General features: G+C 64.8%; 29 protein-coding genes. 26 read left to right on the forward strand and 3 right to left on the reverse strand.

Translation table 11 applies throughout. The annotated features are described in order from the left end of the window. Positions 1-4: 4 nt before the first annotated feature. Both SPF06_RS00795 and SPF06_RS00800 read right to left on the reverse strand, forming a co-directional pair. Positions 5-868, reverse strand: a complete 864-nt coding sequence (locus SPF06_RS00795) for a polyphosphate kinase 2 family protein (RefSeq protein WP_323277014.1) — start codon at positions 866-868, stop codon at positions 5-7. A 7-nt stretch (positions 869-875) separates the two neighbouring features. Continuing rightward, a complete protein-coding gene (locus SPF06_RS00800) occupies positions 876-2,096 on the reverse strand; it encodes a pyridoxal phosphate-dependent aminotransferase (RefSeq protein WP_323277015.1) in 1,221 nt (406 codons plus the stop codon). A gap of 133 nt (positions 2,097-2,229) precedes the next feature. On the opposite strand from SPF06_RS00800, the gene SPF06_RS00805 reads away from it, so the two are divergent. After that, positions 2,230-2,403, forward strand: a complete 174-nt coding sequence (locus tag SPF06_RS00805; RefSeq protein WP_323277016.1) for a hypothetical protein — start codon at positions 2,230-2,232, stop codon at positions 2,401-2,403. Continuing rightward, the gene (locus tag SPF06_RS00810; protein WP_323277017.1) at positions 2,400-3,602 is read left to right on the forward strand and encodes a site-specific integrase; all 1,203 of its coding nucleotides are present in this window, start codon (positions 2,400-2,402) and stop codon (positions 3,600-3,602) included. The genes SPF06_RS00805 and SPF06_RS00810 overlap by 4 nt, the downstream gene beginning before the upstream one ends. A gap of 241 nt (positions 3,603-3,843) precedes the next feature. On the opposite strand, the gene SPF06_RS00815 is transcribed toward SPF06_RS00810, so the two are convergent. After that, on the reverse strand, positions 3,844-4,119 hold the full coding sequence (locus tag SPF06_RS00815) for a helix-turn-helix domain-containing protein (RefSeq protein ID WP_323277018.1): 276 nt from the start codon (positions 4,117-4,119) through the stop codon (positions 3,844-3,846). Between the two features lie 152 nt (positions 4,120-4,271). Between SPF06_RS00815 and SPF06_RS00820 the strand changes: the two genes are divergently transcribed. The 24 genes from SPF06_RS00820 (at position 4,272) to SPF06_RS00925 (ending at position 14,702) form a co-directional block, all read left to right on the forward strand. Further along, on the forward strand, positions 4,272-4,493 hold the full coding sequence (locus tag SPF06_RS00820; protein WP_323277020.1) for a helix-turn-helix domain-containing protein: 222 nt from the start codon (positions 4,272-4,274) through the stop codon (positions 4,491-4,493). Further along, positions 4,468-4,698 (forward strand): helix-turn-helix domain-containing protein, encoded by a 231-nt coding sequence (locus tag SPF06_RS00825; protein ID WP_323277021.1) that lies wholly within the window; start codon positions 4,468-4,470, stop codon positions 4,696-4,698. The genes SPF06_RS00820 and SPF06_RS00825 overlap by 26 nt, the downstream gene beginning before the upstream one ends. A gap of 84 nt (positions 4,699-4,782) precedes the next feature. Then, a complete protein-coding gene (locus SPF06_RS00830) occupies positions 4,783-5,073 on the forward strand; it encodes a DUF7572 family protein (RefSeq protein WP_323277023.1) in 291 nt (96 codons plus the stop codon). Beyond that, positions 5,070-5,366, forward strand: a complete 297-nt coding sequence (locus SPF06_RS00835) for a hypothetical protein (RefSeq protein WP_323277024.1) — start codon at positions 5,070-5,072, stop codon at positions 5,364-5,366. The genes SPF06_RS00830 and SPF06_RS00835 overlap by 4 nt, the downstream gene beginning before the upstream one ends. A 277-nt stretch (positions 5,367-5,643) precedes the next feature. Beyond that, positions 5,644-6,534, forward strand: coding sequence for a DUF7666 domain-containing protein (locus SPF06_RS00840; protein ID WP_323277025.1), 891 nt, complete (start codon positions 5,644-5,646; stop codon positions 6,532-6,534). Continuing rightward, positions 6,531-6,890: a hypothetical protein gene (locus SPF06_RS00845; protein ID WP_323277026.1), complete on the forward strand. Its 360-nt coding sequence runs from the start codon at positions 6,531-6,533 to the stop codon at positions 6,888-6,890. The genes SPF06_RS00840 and SPF06_RS00845 overlap by 4 nt, the downstream gene beginning before the upstream one ends. Continuing rightward, positions 6,887-7,099 carry a hypothetical protein gene (locus SPF06_RS00850; RefSeq protein ID WP_323277027.1) on the forward strand — a complete coding sequence of 71 codons (213 nt, stop codon included), beginning with the start codon at positions 6,887-6,889 and terminating at the stop codon, positions 7,097-7,099. Before SPF06_RS00845 ends, SPF06_RS00850 begins: the two co-directional genes overlap by 4 nt. Further along, positions 7,096-7,341, forward strand: coding sequence for a hypothetical protein (locus SPF06_RS00855; protein ID WP_323277028.1), 246 nt, complete (start codon positions 7,096-7,098; stop codon positions 7,339-7,341). Before SPF06_RS00850 ends, SPF06_RS00855 begins: the two co-directional genes overlap by 4 nt. 399 nt (positions 7,342-7,740) lie before the next feature. Continuing rightward, positions 7,741-7,935: a hypothetical protein gene (locus tag SPF06_RS00860; protein WP_323277029.1), complete on the forward strand. Its 195-nt coding sequence runs from the start codon at positions 7,741-7,743 to the stop codon at positions 7,933-7,935. Next, positions 7,932-8,138: a hypothetical protein gene (locus SPF06_RS00865; RefSeq protein WP_323277030.1), complete on the forward strand. Its 207-nt coding sequence runs from the start codon at positions 7,932-7,934 to the stop codon at positions 8,136-8,138. The genes SPF06_RS00860 and SPF06_RS00865 overlap by 4 nt, the downstream gene beginning before the upstream one ends. Continuing rightward, positions 8,135-8,317 (forward strand): hypothetical protein, encoded by a 183-nt coding sequence (locus tag SPF06_RS00870; RefSeq protein WP_323277031.1) that lies wholly within the window; start codon positions 8,135-8,137, stop codon positions 8,315-8,317. The genes SPF06_RS00865 and SPF06_RS00870 overlap by 4 nt, the downstream gene beginning before the upstream one ends. Further along, a complete protein-coding gene (locus tag SPF06_RS00875; protein ID WP_323277032.1) occupies positions 8,314-8,991 on the forward strand; it encodes a lambda exonuclease family protein in 678 nt (225 codons plus the stop codon). Before SPF06_RS00870 ends, SPF06_RS00875 begins: the two co-directional genes overlap by 4 nt. Before the next feature lie 75 nt (positions 8,992-9,066). Beyond that, the gene (locus SPF06_RS22025) at positions 9,067-9,312 is read left to right on the forward strand and encodes an HNH endonuclease (RefSeq protein WP_428985700.1); all 246 of its coding nucleotides are present in this window, start codon (positions 9,067-9,069) and stop codon (positions 9,310-9,312) included. A gap of 102 nt (positions 9,313-9,414) precedes the next feature. Beyond that, entirely contained in the window at positions 9,415-10,017 is a 603-nt protein-coding gene (locus SPF06_RS00880) for a hypothetical protein (RefSeq protein WP_323277033.1), read from the forward strand. Next, entirely contained in the window at positions 10,004-10,279 is a 276-nt protein-coding gene (locus SPF06_RS00885; protein ID WP_323277034.1) for a hypothetical protein, read from the forward strand. The genes SPF06_RS00880 and SPF06_RS00885 overlap by 14 nt, the downstream gene beginning before the upstream one ends. 160 nt (positions 10,280-10,439) lie before the next feature. Continuing rightward, entirely contained in the window at positions 10,440-10,895 is a 456-nt protein-coding gene (locus SPF06_RS00890; protein WP_323277035.1) for a hypothetical protein, read from the forward strand. Further along, entirely contained in the window at positions 10,880-11,221 is a 342-nt protein-coding gene (locus tag SPF06_RS00895; RefSeq protein ID WP_323277036.1) for a hypothetical protein, read from the forward strand. Before SPF06_RS00890 ends, SPF06_RS00895 begins: the two co-directional genes overlap by 16 nt. A 504-nt stretch (positions 11,222-11,725) precedes the next feature. After that, positions 11,726-12,337 (forward strand): DNA cytosine methyltransferase, encoded by a 612-nt coding sequence (locus tag SPF06_RS00900; RefSeq protein ID WP_323277037.1) that lies wholly within the window; start codon positions 11,726-11,728, stop codon positions 12,335-12,337. A gap of 773 nt (positions 12,338-13,110) precedes the next feature. Then, on the forward strand, positions 13,111-13,344 hold the full coding sequence (locus SPF06_RS22030; protein ID WP_428985672.1) for an HNH endonuclease signature motif containing protein: 234 nt from the start codon (positions 13,111-13,113) through the stop codon (positions 13,342-13,344). A gap of 44 nt (positions 13,345-13,388) precedes the next feature. Further along, the gene (locus SPF06_RS22035; RefSeq protein WP_428985673.1) at positions 13,389-13,532 is read left to right on the forward strand and encodes a hypothetical protein; all 144 of its coding nucleotides are present in this window, start codon (positions 13,389-13,391) and stop codon (positions 13,530-13,532) included. Next, positions 13,519-13,710, forward strand: coding sequence for a hypothetical protein (locus SPF06_RS00910; RefSeq protein ID WP_323277039.1), 192 nt, complete (start codon positions 13,519-13,521; stop codon positions 13,708-13,710). Before SPF06_RS22035 ends, SPF06_RS00910 begins: the two co-directional genes overlap by 14 nt. Then, positions 13,694-13,912 (forward strand): hypothetical protein, encoded by a 219-nt coding sequence (locus tag SPF06_RS00915; protein WP_323277041.1) that lies wholly within the window; start codon positions 13,694-13,696, stop codon positions 13,910-13,912. Before SPF06_RS00910 ends, SPF06_RS00915 begins: the two co-directional genes overlap by 17 nt. Then, positions 13,909-14,181, forward strand: a complete 273-nt coding sequence (locus tag SPF06_RS00920) for a hypothetical protein (RefSeq protein WP_323277042.1) — start codon at positions 13,909-13,911, stop codon at positions 14,179-14,181. The genes SPF06_RS00915 and SPF06_RS00920 overlap by 4 nt, the downstream gene beginning before the upstream one ends. Further along, positions 14,178-14,702, forward strand: a complete 525-nt coding sequence (locus SPF06_RS00925; RefSeq protein WP_323277043.1) for a hypothetical protein — start codon at positions 14,178-14,180, stop codon at positions 14,700-14,702. The genes SPF06_RS00920 and SPF06_RS00925 overlap by 4 nt, the downstream gene beginning before the upstream one ends. Positions 14,703-14,705: the final 3 nt, after the last annotated feature.

Genomic DNA, 14,705 nt, shown 5'->3' on the forward strand with positions numbered 1-14,705 from the left:
GAGCTCAGGTCTCGGCGAGGCGCCGCTTCTCTTCCTCAATGTCGAACGATGCTGCAGGCCACTGGGGATCCAAGCGCTCGAGGGCCGCGACGAGGAGCTCCTGCACGACGATCCGGGCGTACCACTTGTTGTCGGCGGGAACGACGTACCACGGAGCATAGGCCGCGCTCGTCCGGAGGATGGCCACCTCGTAGGCCTCCATGTAGGCATCCCAGTGGTGCCGCTCGCCGACGTCGCCGGGGCTGTACTTCCAGTACTTCGTCGGGTCGTCGAGGCGCGCGGCCAAGCGCCGCTTCTGCTCGTCCTTGCTGAGGTGCAGCATGACCTTGACGATTCGGGTCCCGGTGCTGTTGAGCCGGAACTCGAAGTCCTGGATCGCCGAATAGCGGCGCTCGAGCTCGTCGGCGTCGATCTCGCCGTGGACGCGCGGCACGAGCACGTCCTCGTAATGCGAGCGGTCGAAACACCCGAGCATGCCGGGGCCTGGCAGCTGCTTCTCGATGCGCCAGAGGAAGTCGTGCCGCTTCTCCTCCTCGGTCGGCGCGCGGAAGGCCGCGTGCTGCACGCCCTGGACGTCGACAGCGCTGACAACGTGGCTCACCATCCCGCCCTTGCCGCTCGTGTCCATTCCCTGGAGCACGAGGAGGAGCGAGCGCTTGCCACCGCCCTTGCCCTCGGCGAACAAGCGCTCCTGGAGATCCGCAAGATGGGCGTCACGCCTGGCGAGGGCGGCCTCTCCCTCAGACTTTCCGCCAACGAAGCCGGGCGTGGTCGCGGGGTCGACCTTCGAGAGGGAGAAGTCCGGCCGGACCACGAGGAAGTCCTCGGGCGCCTCCGCGAACCCGTGGCCTGCCTTCCGCTTCGCCATGGGCCTGTCAGTTCCCGGCGTAGCGGCTCAGGAAGTCGGCCATGCGGCCGAGCGCCTCCTCGATGTCGGCGACGGCGGGAAGCGTGACCATCCGGAAGTGGTCGGGTGCGAGCCAGTTGAAGGCGCGGCCGTGCGAGAGGAGGATCTTCTGGTCTCGAAGAAGGTCGAGGACGAACTTCTCGTCGTCCCGGATGCGGTACACCTCGGGGTCGAGTCGCGGGAACAGGTACAGCGCGCCCTTCGCCTGCGTGGTCGAGACACCCGGGATGGCGTTGAGCATCTCGTACGCCTTGTTGCGCTGCTCGAGGAGGCGGCCGCCGGGAAGGATCAGGTCGTTGATGCTCTGGTAGCCTCCCAGAGCGGTCTGGATCGCGTGCTGCGCGGGGACGTTCGCGCACAGCCGCATGTTGGCGAGGAGGTTGATGCCCTCGAGGTAGTCCGCGGCGGCCTTCTTCGGGCCTGAGATCGCCATCCAGCCGGCGCGGTAGCCGCACACGCGATACGCCTTCGAGAGCCCGCTGAACGTGAGGCACAGGACGTCCTCGTTCGTGAACGAGGCCATGTTCGTGTGCGTCACGCCGTCGTAGAGGATCTTCTCGTAGATCTCGTCGGCGAAGATGATGAGCCCGTGCCGCTCCGCGAGCGCGACGATGCGGCGGAGGGTCGTGTCGGAGTAGACGGCACCGGTCGGGTTGTTGGGGTTGATGACCACGATGCCCTTGGTCCGCGGCGTGATCTTGGCCTCGAGATCCTCGAGGTCGGGTTCCCAGTCGGCCTCCTCGAGGCACGTGTAATGCACCGCGCGGCCGCCCGCGAGGGAGACCGAGGCGGTCCAGAGCGGGTAGTCGGGCGTCGGCACGAGGATCTCGTCGCCCTGTTCGAGGAGGGCCATGAGCGACATCGTGATGAGCTCGCTCACGCCGTTGCCGAGGTAGATGTCATCGACGCCGATGTTCTGGATCCCGCGCGTCTGGTAGTACTGCGAGACCGCCGTGCGCGCGGAGAAGATGCCGCGCGAATCGCTGTACCCCTGCGCGTGCGGCAGGTGGCGGATCATGTCGACGAGGATCGCGTCCGGCGCCTCGAAGCCGAACGGGGCCGGATTGCCGATGTTGAGCTTGAGGATCTTGTGGCCCTCGGCCTCCAGCTGGTGGGCAGCTTCCAGGATCGGTCCCCGAATGTCGTACAGGACGTTATGGAGCTTGGAAGACTGCTTGATTTCGGCCATTGTCCAAATATGACGCACGGGATATCTCGGAAGCAAGCCGAGCCCGGAAATCCGCGGAATCTAGCATGTCAGCGCGAAGCCAGCGACGGTATCGACGTAGCCAATGGCTATAGTTATGGCTATAGTAAATCGCATGACCCTCACCCAGCAGGAGATAGTCGAACTCGCGAACGAGGCATTCGACGAGGCGCAGCGCATCTGCACTGCGGCAGGAGGCGTGGCCGGGCTCGACGAGCATGCCGGCCGCGATTTCGACCGCGCCAATTTCGCCTCGACGTGGCTCTATGACCGGGCCAAGCGGACATGAGCCCGACGCGCGGCAAGGGCGAGGGTGCGGTCTACCAGCGCTCCAGCGACGGGCTCTGGTGCGTCAGCATCGAGTTGCCCGGAGGTGTCGGGCGTTCTCGGAAGGTCGTCTGCCGCAAGACGAAGGGCAACGCCATCGAAGCCCTCCGCGCCCTGCAGGACGAGCTTGCGCGGACGGGCGACATCGCCAAGAGCACCATGCAGCTCTCCGTATGGCTCGATTACTGGCTCCCGAACATCTCGGCGCCGCGCAATGAGCCCGGAACGACCAAGAACCAGCGAGGCCACATCAACAAATGGATCGCGCCGGCCCTTGGCAGGCTCCCCCTCTCCAAGCTAACCCCCACGCATGTGCGCCAGCTCCACAAGGCGGTGCGCGATGGCGGCGGCTCGAGCACGCTTGTCGTGCAGGTCCACGCCACGCTCTCCGTGGCACTACGGGATGCCGTGCGCGAAGGGAAGATGCGCCAGAACCCCTGCGACCTCATGGACCGCCCCAAGGGCTCCACGGCCGCACAGAAGGCCCTCACGCTCGAGCAGACCCTGAGCCTCTTCCGATACGTCATGACGCGTCCCCTGCGGCATGACTGGGCGCTCTGGGCGGCCTACCTGCTCACGGGCACCCGCAGAGGCGAGCTGCTCGGCCTCGAGGCGGATCGTGTGGGTGACGTGCTCGATCTCTCATGGCAGCTTCAGCGGATCACGAACATCGAGGACGCACCACCGAACCACGTCTATCGCAACGTGGGTGGCAACCTCTACCTCAAGAAGCCCAAGACGAAGGCTGGGACGCGTATCATACCGCTCGTTGATCCGCTGCTGTCGATCCTCGCGATGCACATGGAGGGTCGCGGTCCCGGCCTCGTCTTCACAGAGCCCGACGGCAGCGCGATCAAGCCGGATGAGGCAACCAGGCGATGGAAGAAGATCCTCGCCAAGGCCGGGCTACCCGAGGATGTGAAGCTCCACGGAACGCGGCATACGACCGTGGACCTGCTGGCCGCGGCCGGCGTCCCTGCCGAGCTGCGCCGAGAGATCATCGGGCATTCCACGCGGGAGATGACCGAGGCGTACCGGACCAAGGGGAACCTCCCCGAGCTGACCGCGGCCATGAAGAAGATGAGCGCGCTCCTGTCAGACGAAACCTCAAGATCTGACACGTCCAACACAGGATCTGGCAAAGAAGCCGGACAACCCTAGCATTTCGTATGCCGATTTGATTTGATTGCCGCATCGAACCGGCCGGAAGGTATGCACCTACCTAAGGCTGCGTCTCGGGAGATCCATTCGGGCTAGAGCTGGGGAGGCCACGCCAACATGACAACAACGGCAGCAATCGGGACCAATGAGACCGCGTGTGCGATGCTCGCGCCTTCGGCGCTCATGGCAACGACCGTCCCGGAGCTGATCCACTACGCCGCCGCGCACAGCCTCGACCTGCCTAGCCTTCTCGCTGAGCTCGCTCGATGGCTCGGCGGGTAAGCTCGCCCAGATCTTCCTCTAGGATGTCGGCCACCGCTATCAGGACGGTGGTCGGCATCCCTTTTTTGGTGGCGCCTGAGAGGTAGCCGCTGACCGTCTCGCGCCGGATGCCGAGACGGCTGGCGATGTCCTCCTGGGTGACCTCCCGATCTGCCATGAGGAGCCTCACCTCCTTGAGGATGGCTCGGTAGAGGGCTTCCTCCCTGCTGCTCTCACTGCTGGTCTCGTGTTCCATATTCCTCACATTACGCTACCGTTTTTACTTACTGCAAGGGGGTTTCCGTACTCGATGTTAGCGGGACTGATACTCAGGTAGTCGGAACCTACTCGTGGGTAGTACCCGCGTACCTCTTGACGTGTGAGGAAAAACGCACATAGAGTTGGTATATGCCCACACCGAACGAGGACCGCGAAGCAGCGATCAAGCAGAGGATCGAAGCCGCAATGGAGGCCCAAGGCCTCACTCGGAAGGCTGTCTACGGCGCAGTCGGCATCTCGAGGAACACCTTCGAAGTGAAGATGGCCGGCGGCAGCTTCTACGTCCGCGAACTCATCCGAGTCGCCGACGTCATCGGCATCCGCCTTGACGACCTCGTTCGCGGGGTCTGACATGGACCGCTCGAAGCTCGAGGACCGCAAGGCCTTCAACGTTCAGCAGGCTGCTGAACTCTGCGGGGTCTCTCCCGATGTGATCCGCAGGGCCATCGCGCGAGGCGACCTCATCGCCCGCTACCCTTCGAGCCGCCCCATCGTGGAGGCATCTGAGCTTGATACATGGCTCGACCGCCTGCCCACCGAGCCCCCCGGGCGCTGACCCCCAGCAGCGCCCGGGGCCCCACCATCCTCCTTTATCGCCGTTCCGAGGTTCGCCACGGACGCAGAAAGAAAGGGCGTAGCCATGCCCACGGCAACCCACATCCGCAACCTCCACGACTGGATCGGCCGTGCCGCCCTGTACCGCATGGATCCGCCGCTCGACGGAAACGAGTACGTCGTCGTCTCGGCGGCGGACTCCCGCGGCAGGCGATGGGCGTCGACCATTCCCGAGGTCATGAAGACCGAGACCTATATCTTCGGCGCCGACGACGAGGGGAATTGTCCGGATCTCCGCGAACTGCCCGGCTCGATGAAGGGCACGCTGAGCCACGAGGAGGCTCTCGCCAAGGCTGGATACGAGGTGGCCTGGTGAGCGCCGAACTCGAGATCCCCCCCATCACCATCTCCACGGGTGAGGAACCGGGTGACTGGCAGGAGCTTTCCCTCACCGGCTACGAGAAGCGGGTCGCCGAGTGGGCCGCCGAGAATAACGCCGAGCTGGAGCTCCGCGGCATCGAGCTGCGCCCGTCGAAGGTGAAGCGGATCGCTTACCGCATGTGCAAGAAGCAGGCGCGGGCATGGGACCAAGACCTGTGGAACGTGTTCGGCATCCCAGACCCCACCCCCGCGCAGGCCATCCGGAACATCGAGCGGGGTGAGTCATGAAATCCCGTCGCCTCGTCCACGAGCATCGCATCGCGCTCAGGCGCCAACGCGAGGCGTTGAAGTCCGCAGCCAAGCGCCCCTGAAAACTTCCGCACGGCGCGTCAACCGTGTCCCGGCGGGCCACATAGCCAAGCGCACGGAAGGCGGTCGGGAGGGTCCATGCCGGGTTCCTTTCCCCTCTGCCATCGACCGACCTGCGCGCCGTGCGGAACCCACATCCACCAAGGCCCCCCCCGAGAGGGGACTTTCGTATTCCCAGACGAAGGAGAACAACCCAATGAAGGCTTTCAAGGGCTTCAACGCCGACCTAACTTGCCGCGGCTTCCAGTACGAGGAGGGCAAGACGTACGAGCACGACGGCAACGTCGCACTGTGCAGCGGCGGTTTCCATGCCGTGCTCCTGCCGCTCGACGTCGTCAACTACTACAAGCCGAAGGACAGCGTCTACCACGAGGTAGAGCTCGAGGATGTTGCCCCTAGCCGTGATGGGGATTCGAAGGTTGCGGCCCGGAAGATCACGGTTGGGGCGAAGATCGGGATTCCTGGTCTGGTCAAGGCTCATGTCGAGGCTGTTTGGGCTTCGGTGAAGAAGCCTTCGGAGAAGGTTACTGCGACCACGGGCGACTACGCGCACGCTGCGACCACGGGCGACTACGCGCACGCTGCGACCACGGGCGACTCCGCGCACGCTGCGACCACGGGCGACTCCGCGCACGCTGCGACCACGGGCGACTACGCGAACGCTGCGACCACGGGCGACTACGCGCACGCTGCGACCACGGGCGACTACGCGCACGCTGCGACCACGGGCCGCTACGCGCACGCTGCGACCACGGGCCGCTACGCGCACGCTGCGACCACGGGCGACTCCGCGCACGCTGCGACCACGGGCCGCTCCGCGCACGCTGCGACCACGGGCCGCTACGCGAACGCCGCCACCACGGGCTACTCCGCGCACGTCCGCTCATCCGTCAAAGACGAAGGCTCCATCGCCGCCGTCCTCGGCCATGGCGCAGCCGCCGGCGCCCTCGGCTGCTGGATCGTCCTTACCGAACGAGACGACAACTTGAACATCCTCGACGTTCAGGCGTTCAAGGTGGATGGCAAGAAGGTCAAGGCGAACACGTTCTACCAGCTCGTCGGCGGGAAGCTCGAGGTGGCGTCGTGACCGCGATCCACGTCGAGCACCTCGACGACCTCACGGAGCATGTCGAGCCGATCCATGTCGGCTTCATGGATCCGCATGAGCAGACGGGCTCCGATGCGGAGACCGAGCCGCTCGATCCCCGACCGCATGTCCCCGTCGCCAAGCGGTACGACCGGTGGCGGCTCTGGCGTGACGAGCACGGGAAGTGGAACGCGGCCCAGCCGAACGACCTCGACCCGGCATACTTCGTCACCGCCTACGAGGGCCACCACGACGCCCCCGTCACGGTGCGCGGGTACGGCTACCGGCACGAGTCCCGCGCGCGAGTGGTCGACGCGCTCAGCCTCGCCCTCGCGAAGCACGAGGCGACGCTGTGACCGCCCCCGAGGTCGGCGCGCGCGTCCGGGTCGCCAAGGACAAGATCGCCGCCCAGTACCCGGTCCCGAACCTGACCGGCCGCGAAGGAACCGTGCGCGAGGTCACCCCATCCAAGGTTGGCCTATTCCGCATCCTCGTGGACCTCGAGGACGACGGCCGCCATCTCACGTGGCTCCATAACGACGAACTGGAGGTGATCCCGTCATGAACGCAGGCACCATCGTCGTGCGCGGCGAGCGCATCCAGATCAAGGCGGCGAACGGCTGGGCCGGTATCGGCTCGCGAATCGTCGTCATCGGCGGCAGATCATCGGATGACCCCGACTATCGGGGCGCGACCGGGACCGTCGTTGCGGTCCACGCCGGACCGCTGCCCATTGAAGTCGAGCTGGACCATTTCGGCTGGAGCGCATGCTTCGCCCCCGAGCGGATCGAGGTGATTCCCGAATGACCGTGCAGCCAGCCGAGCGGGTCGAACCAGACGTATCCGTGATCGAAGCGCTGGACTTCGAGGAATCGCTCGCGTGCGAGAACCGCCGAGACTGCCCCAATGAGGCCAGATGGTGCGTCACGCTGATGTGCTGCGGCCAACGCGTCGCGGTCGTGTGTGACATCTGCCGCGGAACACTCGAAGGCTTCATGAGGGTCTTCGGGTTTACGCAGGTGTGCAAACACTGCGGCACTCCCGCAGGCCCCAGCACATTCCTCTTCACCCCCATCAAGCCCGGTACCTAATGGCTGGCGACAAACTGCGCGGCAAGCCGAAGCCGTGCCCAGGATGCGGTGAGGAGCCGCGCGTCTTCGGGACGAAGGTCGGCAAGACGAACAGGCATTGCGAAACCTCCCCGACGTGCACGTGGGCAAAGTGCCGCACGTGCTCGACGGTCTGGGATATCGATATCAGGAGCGTGTTTCCGTGAGTGAATTTTTCCCGTTCGCCTTCCTCGCCGCCTGCATCTTCCTCGGTGCCGCTTTGCTGGCCCTGCTGAACGACATCCCGACGGTGCGCGACTTCCTGGGGCTCGATGGCGAGGACCGGCCATGAAGCGCCCCCACGCGATCCCCACGGCGCTCACAAGCTTGTTCCGCACACCCGAGACGCTGCGTGAGGGCGACGGCGTGGTCCTCGTGTTCCCGGACGGCAGCCAACGCCACGGGACCGTGGCCACCGCAGAAGGCGCGACCGCAATAGTCAGCTTCCCGGACGGGACCATCCGGGCCGAAATCGAATGGGAGGCCGCCGAATGAGCACTGAATCCCCCTGTTGGCTTTGTGAGGGCGGCGTGGACGAGTTCGGCCGGTTCACACACGACAACGCGTGCGCATCACAAGCGCGGCCCAACCGGAGCGAGCTCACGCAGGCGGCGCGCGCGCTCGCGTCGGGGTTGTTCAAGAACCTCGCACTCAAGGAGGAGGAGATCGCATGACGCTCCACATCTACGACGACATCGAGCAAGGTTCAGAGCAGTGGCACGCCGTACGCCGCGGCATCGTCACAGCGTCCGTCATGAGTCAGCTCATCACGCCCAAGACGATCAAACCGGCCGCGAACGAGACATCCCGCGCGCTCACCATGTCCCTCGTGGCCGAGCGCATCACGGGCTACACCGAGCCGACGTACCAGTCAGACGACATGCTGCGCGGGACACTGTGCGAGCCGATCGCCCGGGACCTGTACAGCGAGCACTACGAGCCAGTCACACGGGTTGGCTTCATGATCCACGAGGCTGACGGGTTCAAACTGGGCTATTCACCTGATGGCCTGGTTGGCGATGAAGGGCTAATCGAAATCAAGGCGCCCCGGCAGAAGACGCACCTTGCGACGATCCTCGGCAACGAGGTGCCCCTCGAACACATGGCCCAGATCCAGACAGGCCTCCTCGTCTCGGGCCGCGACTGGCTCGACTTCATCAGCTACTGCGGCGGAATGCCGCTCTACACGCATCGGGTGTTCCCAGATACCCGCTGGTTCGATGCGATCAAAGCTGCTGTCAAAGCATTCGAGAAGGCTGCGACCGAAATGGTCGAGAAATACCTGAAATCCACTGAAGGGCTTCCATCCACCGAACGCATCGATCATTTAGCGGACATGGAGATCTGATGGAACGGTTCTGGTCCAAGGTAGAGAAGACCGATGGATGCTGGATTTGGACTGCATCGCGCGACGACAAGGGGTATGGGACTTTCGGGTTTGAGGGGAAGGTTTGGAAGGCGCACCGAGTCGCGTCGCGTACACGCTGACACTTTCGGGTCGATCCCTGATGGCGCACACATTCTCCACTCGTGCGATAACCCGCCATGCGTGAACCCTGGCCATCTGCGACCCGGAACACGTTTCGACAACATGCAGGACAAAGTGTTGCGTGGTCGTCACTTTCAGTCGAACCAAACTCCACTGCAAGCGTGGTCATCCGCTCGATGACCTGAATACCTATGTGACGCCTGACGGACGCCGAAACTGTCGCGCATGCAGGTTGAAGGCAAAACATGCACACCGTGCACGACTAAGAAAGGCTGCCTAGCCATGGACCTCACGGAGTCAATCGCCCCGAAGTCCGACCAGCTCGACGCGGTGGACCTCGTCTCGGGGCCGCGCACGTTCACCATCGAACGGGTGAGCCGGGGCAACGCCGAGCAGCCGTTCAACTTCCACCTTGCCGAGTTCCCCCGCGTCTGGCGGCCCGGGAAGTCCATGCGCCGCGTCCTCGTCGCCGCGTGGGGACCCGACGCCACCAAGTATGCCGGGCAGCGCGTGACCCTGTACTGCGACCCGTCAGTCATGTTCGGTGGCGAGGCTGTCGGGGGCACCAGGATCTCGCACATGAGCGGCATTGACAAGCCGCTCAAGGTGCCGCTCCTCATCAAGCGCGGCCAGAGCGCCACCTTCACTGTGCAGCCGCTGCCGGACCTTCCCGCGCCAACGCCTGTCCCCATGGCGTCCCCAGCCCAGATCGGCCAGCTCGTCGCGGCCCTGAACGCGGCTGGCTACGCAACCGCTCCCGAGAAGACGGCAGCGATAGCCGAGCAGCTTGGCAGCCCACGCAAGCCCACCGAGATGACGGCCGAGGAGGCTGACGTGCTGATCCAGGCGTTCGAGGCCAAGGCGGTCGGCGATGGCGGGGAGTGAGCCCATCCACGTCCAGGTGTATGGCGACAGCGAGCCCGCCACCCGCGCGACCGTAGACAAGCTGCGGCTCCTCGGCATTGAGCCCGAGGTGACGCCCGCCGCGAAGGGGCGCGCGTTCATGCGCTACCAGAACTACACCATGACCCCCGTCGTCCTCGTCTGGATTGGCGAAGGTAAGCGCCGCCACGTCTACATGTCATGGGAAGGCCACAACCCGCACATGCTGGAGCTGGCTGCGCGGATCGGGAATGAGGACGGGTGACGGTCACCGCTCGCAAGGGCCTCCCAGTCGGGAGGCCCTTTGTATATGGCGGCTCGGGCCACGACGTGATCGAGCCGGACCGCTGCGACTGCGGGCTGCGCGGTCGGCTGATCCGGGCAAGGAAGGCACGCGAGACGCGGCGCGTACGGAGGGCGGCACGGTGACCTACGTCTACCGTGGCAACCTCGTCGACGTGATCGACCATGGAGAGCCTCGCGGGTACTGGCAGCACCGACGCCTCGGCGTCCCGGCCTGCGACGCATGCAAGGAGGCCCGGAACCGGGCCCGCCGCACCACGAACCGCAGGCCTTACCGCGCGGCCAAATGCGGGACGGACAGTGGCTACTCCAAGCATCGCCGCGAAGGAACGCCAATCTGTCTGCCATGCAAGGTCGCCCACTCCAAGAAGGGCAGCGAATACTACTGGCGGCGTATGGCCGAAGCCGAGTACCAGCGCATGGAACCCGACACACGCCACGGGACCCCGGGCGGCTACCGGAAGCACAAGCGCCTCGGCAGCGACCCCTGCGCGGCGTGCAAGAAGGCCCACAGCGCCGACTCGCTCGCCTACTACTACCGCCGGAAGGAGGAGAAGGAACCATGCAAGGCCCCCTGAAAACCGGCGAAGGACGACGGCAGGCGAGCCACCCGCCGAACTGCGTCGAGTGCGGGTGGAAGCTCTCGTCGATCAAGGGCTCCATGCGCCCGCCCGGAACGAAATCCCATTACGGCCATGGGCTATGCAGTACGTGCTGGGAACGGCGGCGGCGGAAGAAATCAATCGGCCTGGTAACCGTCGAACCAATATCGCCTGAGGTCGTCATCGCACACCACGCAGCCGCATTGGCCGCATGGATCAGAGGCAAGCGGCGGCGCATCGGGTGGGCCGACACGACCCTCTGGGACATCGACAACCTGAAGGAGCTGCGTGCACTGCCCTGACTGCCAACGCCCGATGCGGCCACGAGGCGCACCCAAAGACGAGCACCCCGACACAGCCGAACTGCGGGGGCGAGGACTGTGCTCCATGTGCTGGGAGCGCAGAAGCCGCGCCGGGACGCTCACGGAACTGCCAGCCGAACCACGCGGCGGTGCACGCATCACCCCGCCACCCACGCCCGAACAGACCGCATCGAACACCAAGGGCCTCATCGAGTTCATCCGAGCGAGGCGAGCGCGCGGATGGCCCGACGACGGGACGCTACGGAAGGTCGAAGCTCTGAGAGAGCTGGGCGCGCGGTGAAGTACGCGGAACTCTGCGAGACGCCTACGAGCGAAGAGATATGGAAGCCCATCCCGGGTCTTGACGGAAGCCATGAAGCAAGCAGTCATGGGCGTGAAAATCGAGTGCAAGAGCGGCCACCCGTTCGACGCGGAGAACACATACATAAACCCATTCAATGGGCAGCGAGTATGCCGTAAATGCATGGCAAAGCATCGAGCCGCATGGAAGGCGCGGAAAGGGGTGAGCCGACCATGAAGTATGGCGAAGTTTGTTCGGGCTACGGAGGCCTCTCGCTAGCGATCGAGGAGGCGTTCCCCGGTGCCGAGCTCGCCTGGTACTCCGAGTACGAGGAAGCCCCCTCGAAGATCATGGCCGAGCACTGGCCCGGCGTCCCGAACCACGGCGACATGACCGCCATCGACTGGGCCGCTGTCGAGCCCGTGGAACTCATCAGCGGGGGGACACCCTGCCAAGACCTCAGCCACGCCGGCCGCCGTCGCGGCATGACCGAAGGCACCCGTTCCAATCTCTGGGTCTGCATGCGTGAGGCCATCGCCATCATCAAACCCACCTACGTCGTATGGGAGAACGTCCGTGGCGCCTATTCGGCCTGTGCCGACAGTGAAATCGATCGCGACTTGGGACGCTGCCCTCGATGCCTGGATCCCAAGTCCGGCGCAAGGCACGCTCCCAATCTTCGAGCGCTTGGCCGCGTACTCGGAGACCTTTCCTCTCTCGGGTTCGATGCGGAATGGCGCGGCTTACGAGCTGCCGACGTGGGAGCCCCGCACGGCAGGTTCCGGGTCTTCGTCCTCGCCAGGAGACGAGACTGAGTTGCTTGGCACTGCGCGCTGCGCTGATGGGGTCAAGAACAACCTTCGCGATCCAGAGGCCATCGGCAACCCGCGAGGTCGACTCGAGGATCAGATCGGCCTGCTCGTCACCCCGACGTCGCGCATGTGGAAGGGCGCCGGGCCGCAGGGTGGGCCAACGCAGATCCGCAACAAGGCGCGGGGACTGATAGAGGCCCAGGTCATGGACCTCCTGCCGACACCATCAGCGTCCGTCGCGAACGACGGCGAAGGCGTCGAGACATGGGACGCCCGCCGTGAGCGCGTGAAGGCGCGGGGCATCAACGGCAACGGCATGGGCGAGCCACTCACCATCGCCGCACAGAGGTTGCTGCCGACGCCCAGCGCAAACATCGGCACGAACGGCGGCTCCCAGCATCCGGACAAGCGCCGCGCCGGGAACCACCAGCCCTCGATTCAGGACGTGGCTGAGCATGTGCTGCTCCCGACGCCGCAGGCCCACGACGCCCAGAGGGGCAAGTCACCAGAACAGATAGCCGCGATGCGAGCTCGCGGTCACGGCGTAGCGAACCTCAACGAGACGATTGAGAATGGAAATTGGAATGCCAATCCCACCCAAGCCGGACCCCGAGAAGACCTGCAAGGCATGCGGGAAGCCATTCACTCGGCGCCGCTTCGGAAATCGACTCGAGGACAGGACTCGCTTTCTATCGCGGGAGCATTGCAGCCAATCGTGTGCGAACTCGAAACCCGTGATTCAGGTGGACAGCCACAGATGGCGGGCGCGTCAGGTCATGCCGCGGAAGTCCTGCACGGAGTGCGGGGCGAGGTCGAAGCTGCACGTCCACCACAAGGACCGGAACCCAGCGAACAATTCGACCGAGAATCTGGTCGTGCTGTGCGCGAGTTACCATCTGAAACTCCACTGGCACGAGGACAGATCGAAACGAATTGGGGCCCTTATGGGCCAGCGATACGCCGCTGGGAAGAGTGCCTTGGTCGCAAAGCCCCAGCCCCGATCGAACTGAACGCCAAAGGCAACCATCGACTATCCCCCGCCTTTTGCGAATTCATGATGGGCGTCCCCGAGGGCTGGATCACGGACATCCCCATCAGCCGCAACGAACAGCTGAAGGCCTGCGGGAACGGCGTCGTGCCGCAACAGGCAGCGGCCGCACTCAAGGACATGCTCAGGAGCTTCGATGGCTGCCCGTAATCCGCGCTCGGTGGTCCACCCGCCATGGCTGAAGATCCGCTGGTGGTTCCTCGGCGTCGTGGCTTTTGTCGTGATGTGCGCGAACGGCGTGTTCGGGACGGCGACATTCGGGGCAATCTTCGCCCTCGGCATCGCATGGGTCTTATGGAGAGGAGACAGGGATGCAGGCCGCCACTGAATGCAAGCGCTGCGGCAAGCCGATCGAGACGGTCACCATGACGGGGATAACGGTCTGGACCCACGTGTCCGACGAGCTGCCGATGGCGTACACCGTGAACAGCGGGTCGCGGTTCTGCGGCCTCGGTGACGCTTCTATGGCGTGGCCTGAGGGGAAGCGGCGCTGGACTGACCGAACTGTCGAAGACGGGGAGGAGTCGTGAGGAACCCATTCCGCCGCAGCCCGGTCCGCACCGCCGAGGACGCCGCAGCCATCCGCGCCGTCATCTTCATTGCCAGAGCCTCGGCAGCAAGCCACGTCCTCGTGTCCCGGCTGGCTGGCCTCGACGACCTCCTCATCATCAGCCGCGCCCAAGAAGCAGCCGACGAGGTGGATGGGCACCCCGACAAGAAGCGCGGCGCACAGATGCTAGCCCGCGAAATAGCACGCCTGATCCACAACCAACCCAGCGAAGGAGAACCACCGCTATGATCTTCTGGTTATTTCTCTCTATCCTCACCCTCGCCGTGATCATCGCGCTCGCCTCCGGGGCCACCGAACCCTACACCGGCGGGCTCCTCATGGCCTTCATGTATGCGCTCTTGACGACCATGGTCGGAGGAGCAGTCCTGGGGGCCGCATGGGCTGGCCTCTGGTGCCTGATTCCTGCACCCGACGTGCAGACAGGACACGAAACCCATTCGCTCCGCGCGCTTGCCACAAGCTCGACCATTAACAGCAAATTCGGCGGCTCGTTCATGCTCTCCTACGGCTACGTCAAGGGAGAGCGCGTCCTGAACTACGTCGCCGAAGACGGGTCGGCTGTCACAGTCAGGCAGGCGTTCGCCGACCATGCCGTCATTTACGAGGACGGCGGTCGCAGCGTCGAAGTCACCCACACCGCGAAGGCCAATGGCTGGCTGGCGCCGTGGACGGAGGCGCGCCCTGACAGCTACGTCTTCCATGTCCCGGCCGGCTCTATCCAGTCCGACTACACGATTCAGAACCAGTAGGGG

Source organism: Sinomonas terricola, from assembly GCF_034931225.1.
GTDB classification, from domain to species: domain Bacteria; phylum Actinomycetota; class Actinomycetes; order Actinomycetales; family Micrococcaceae; genus Sinomonas; species Sinomonas terricola.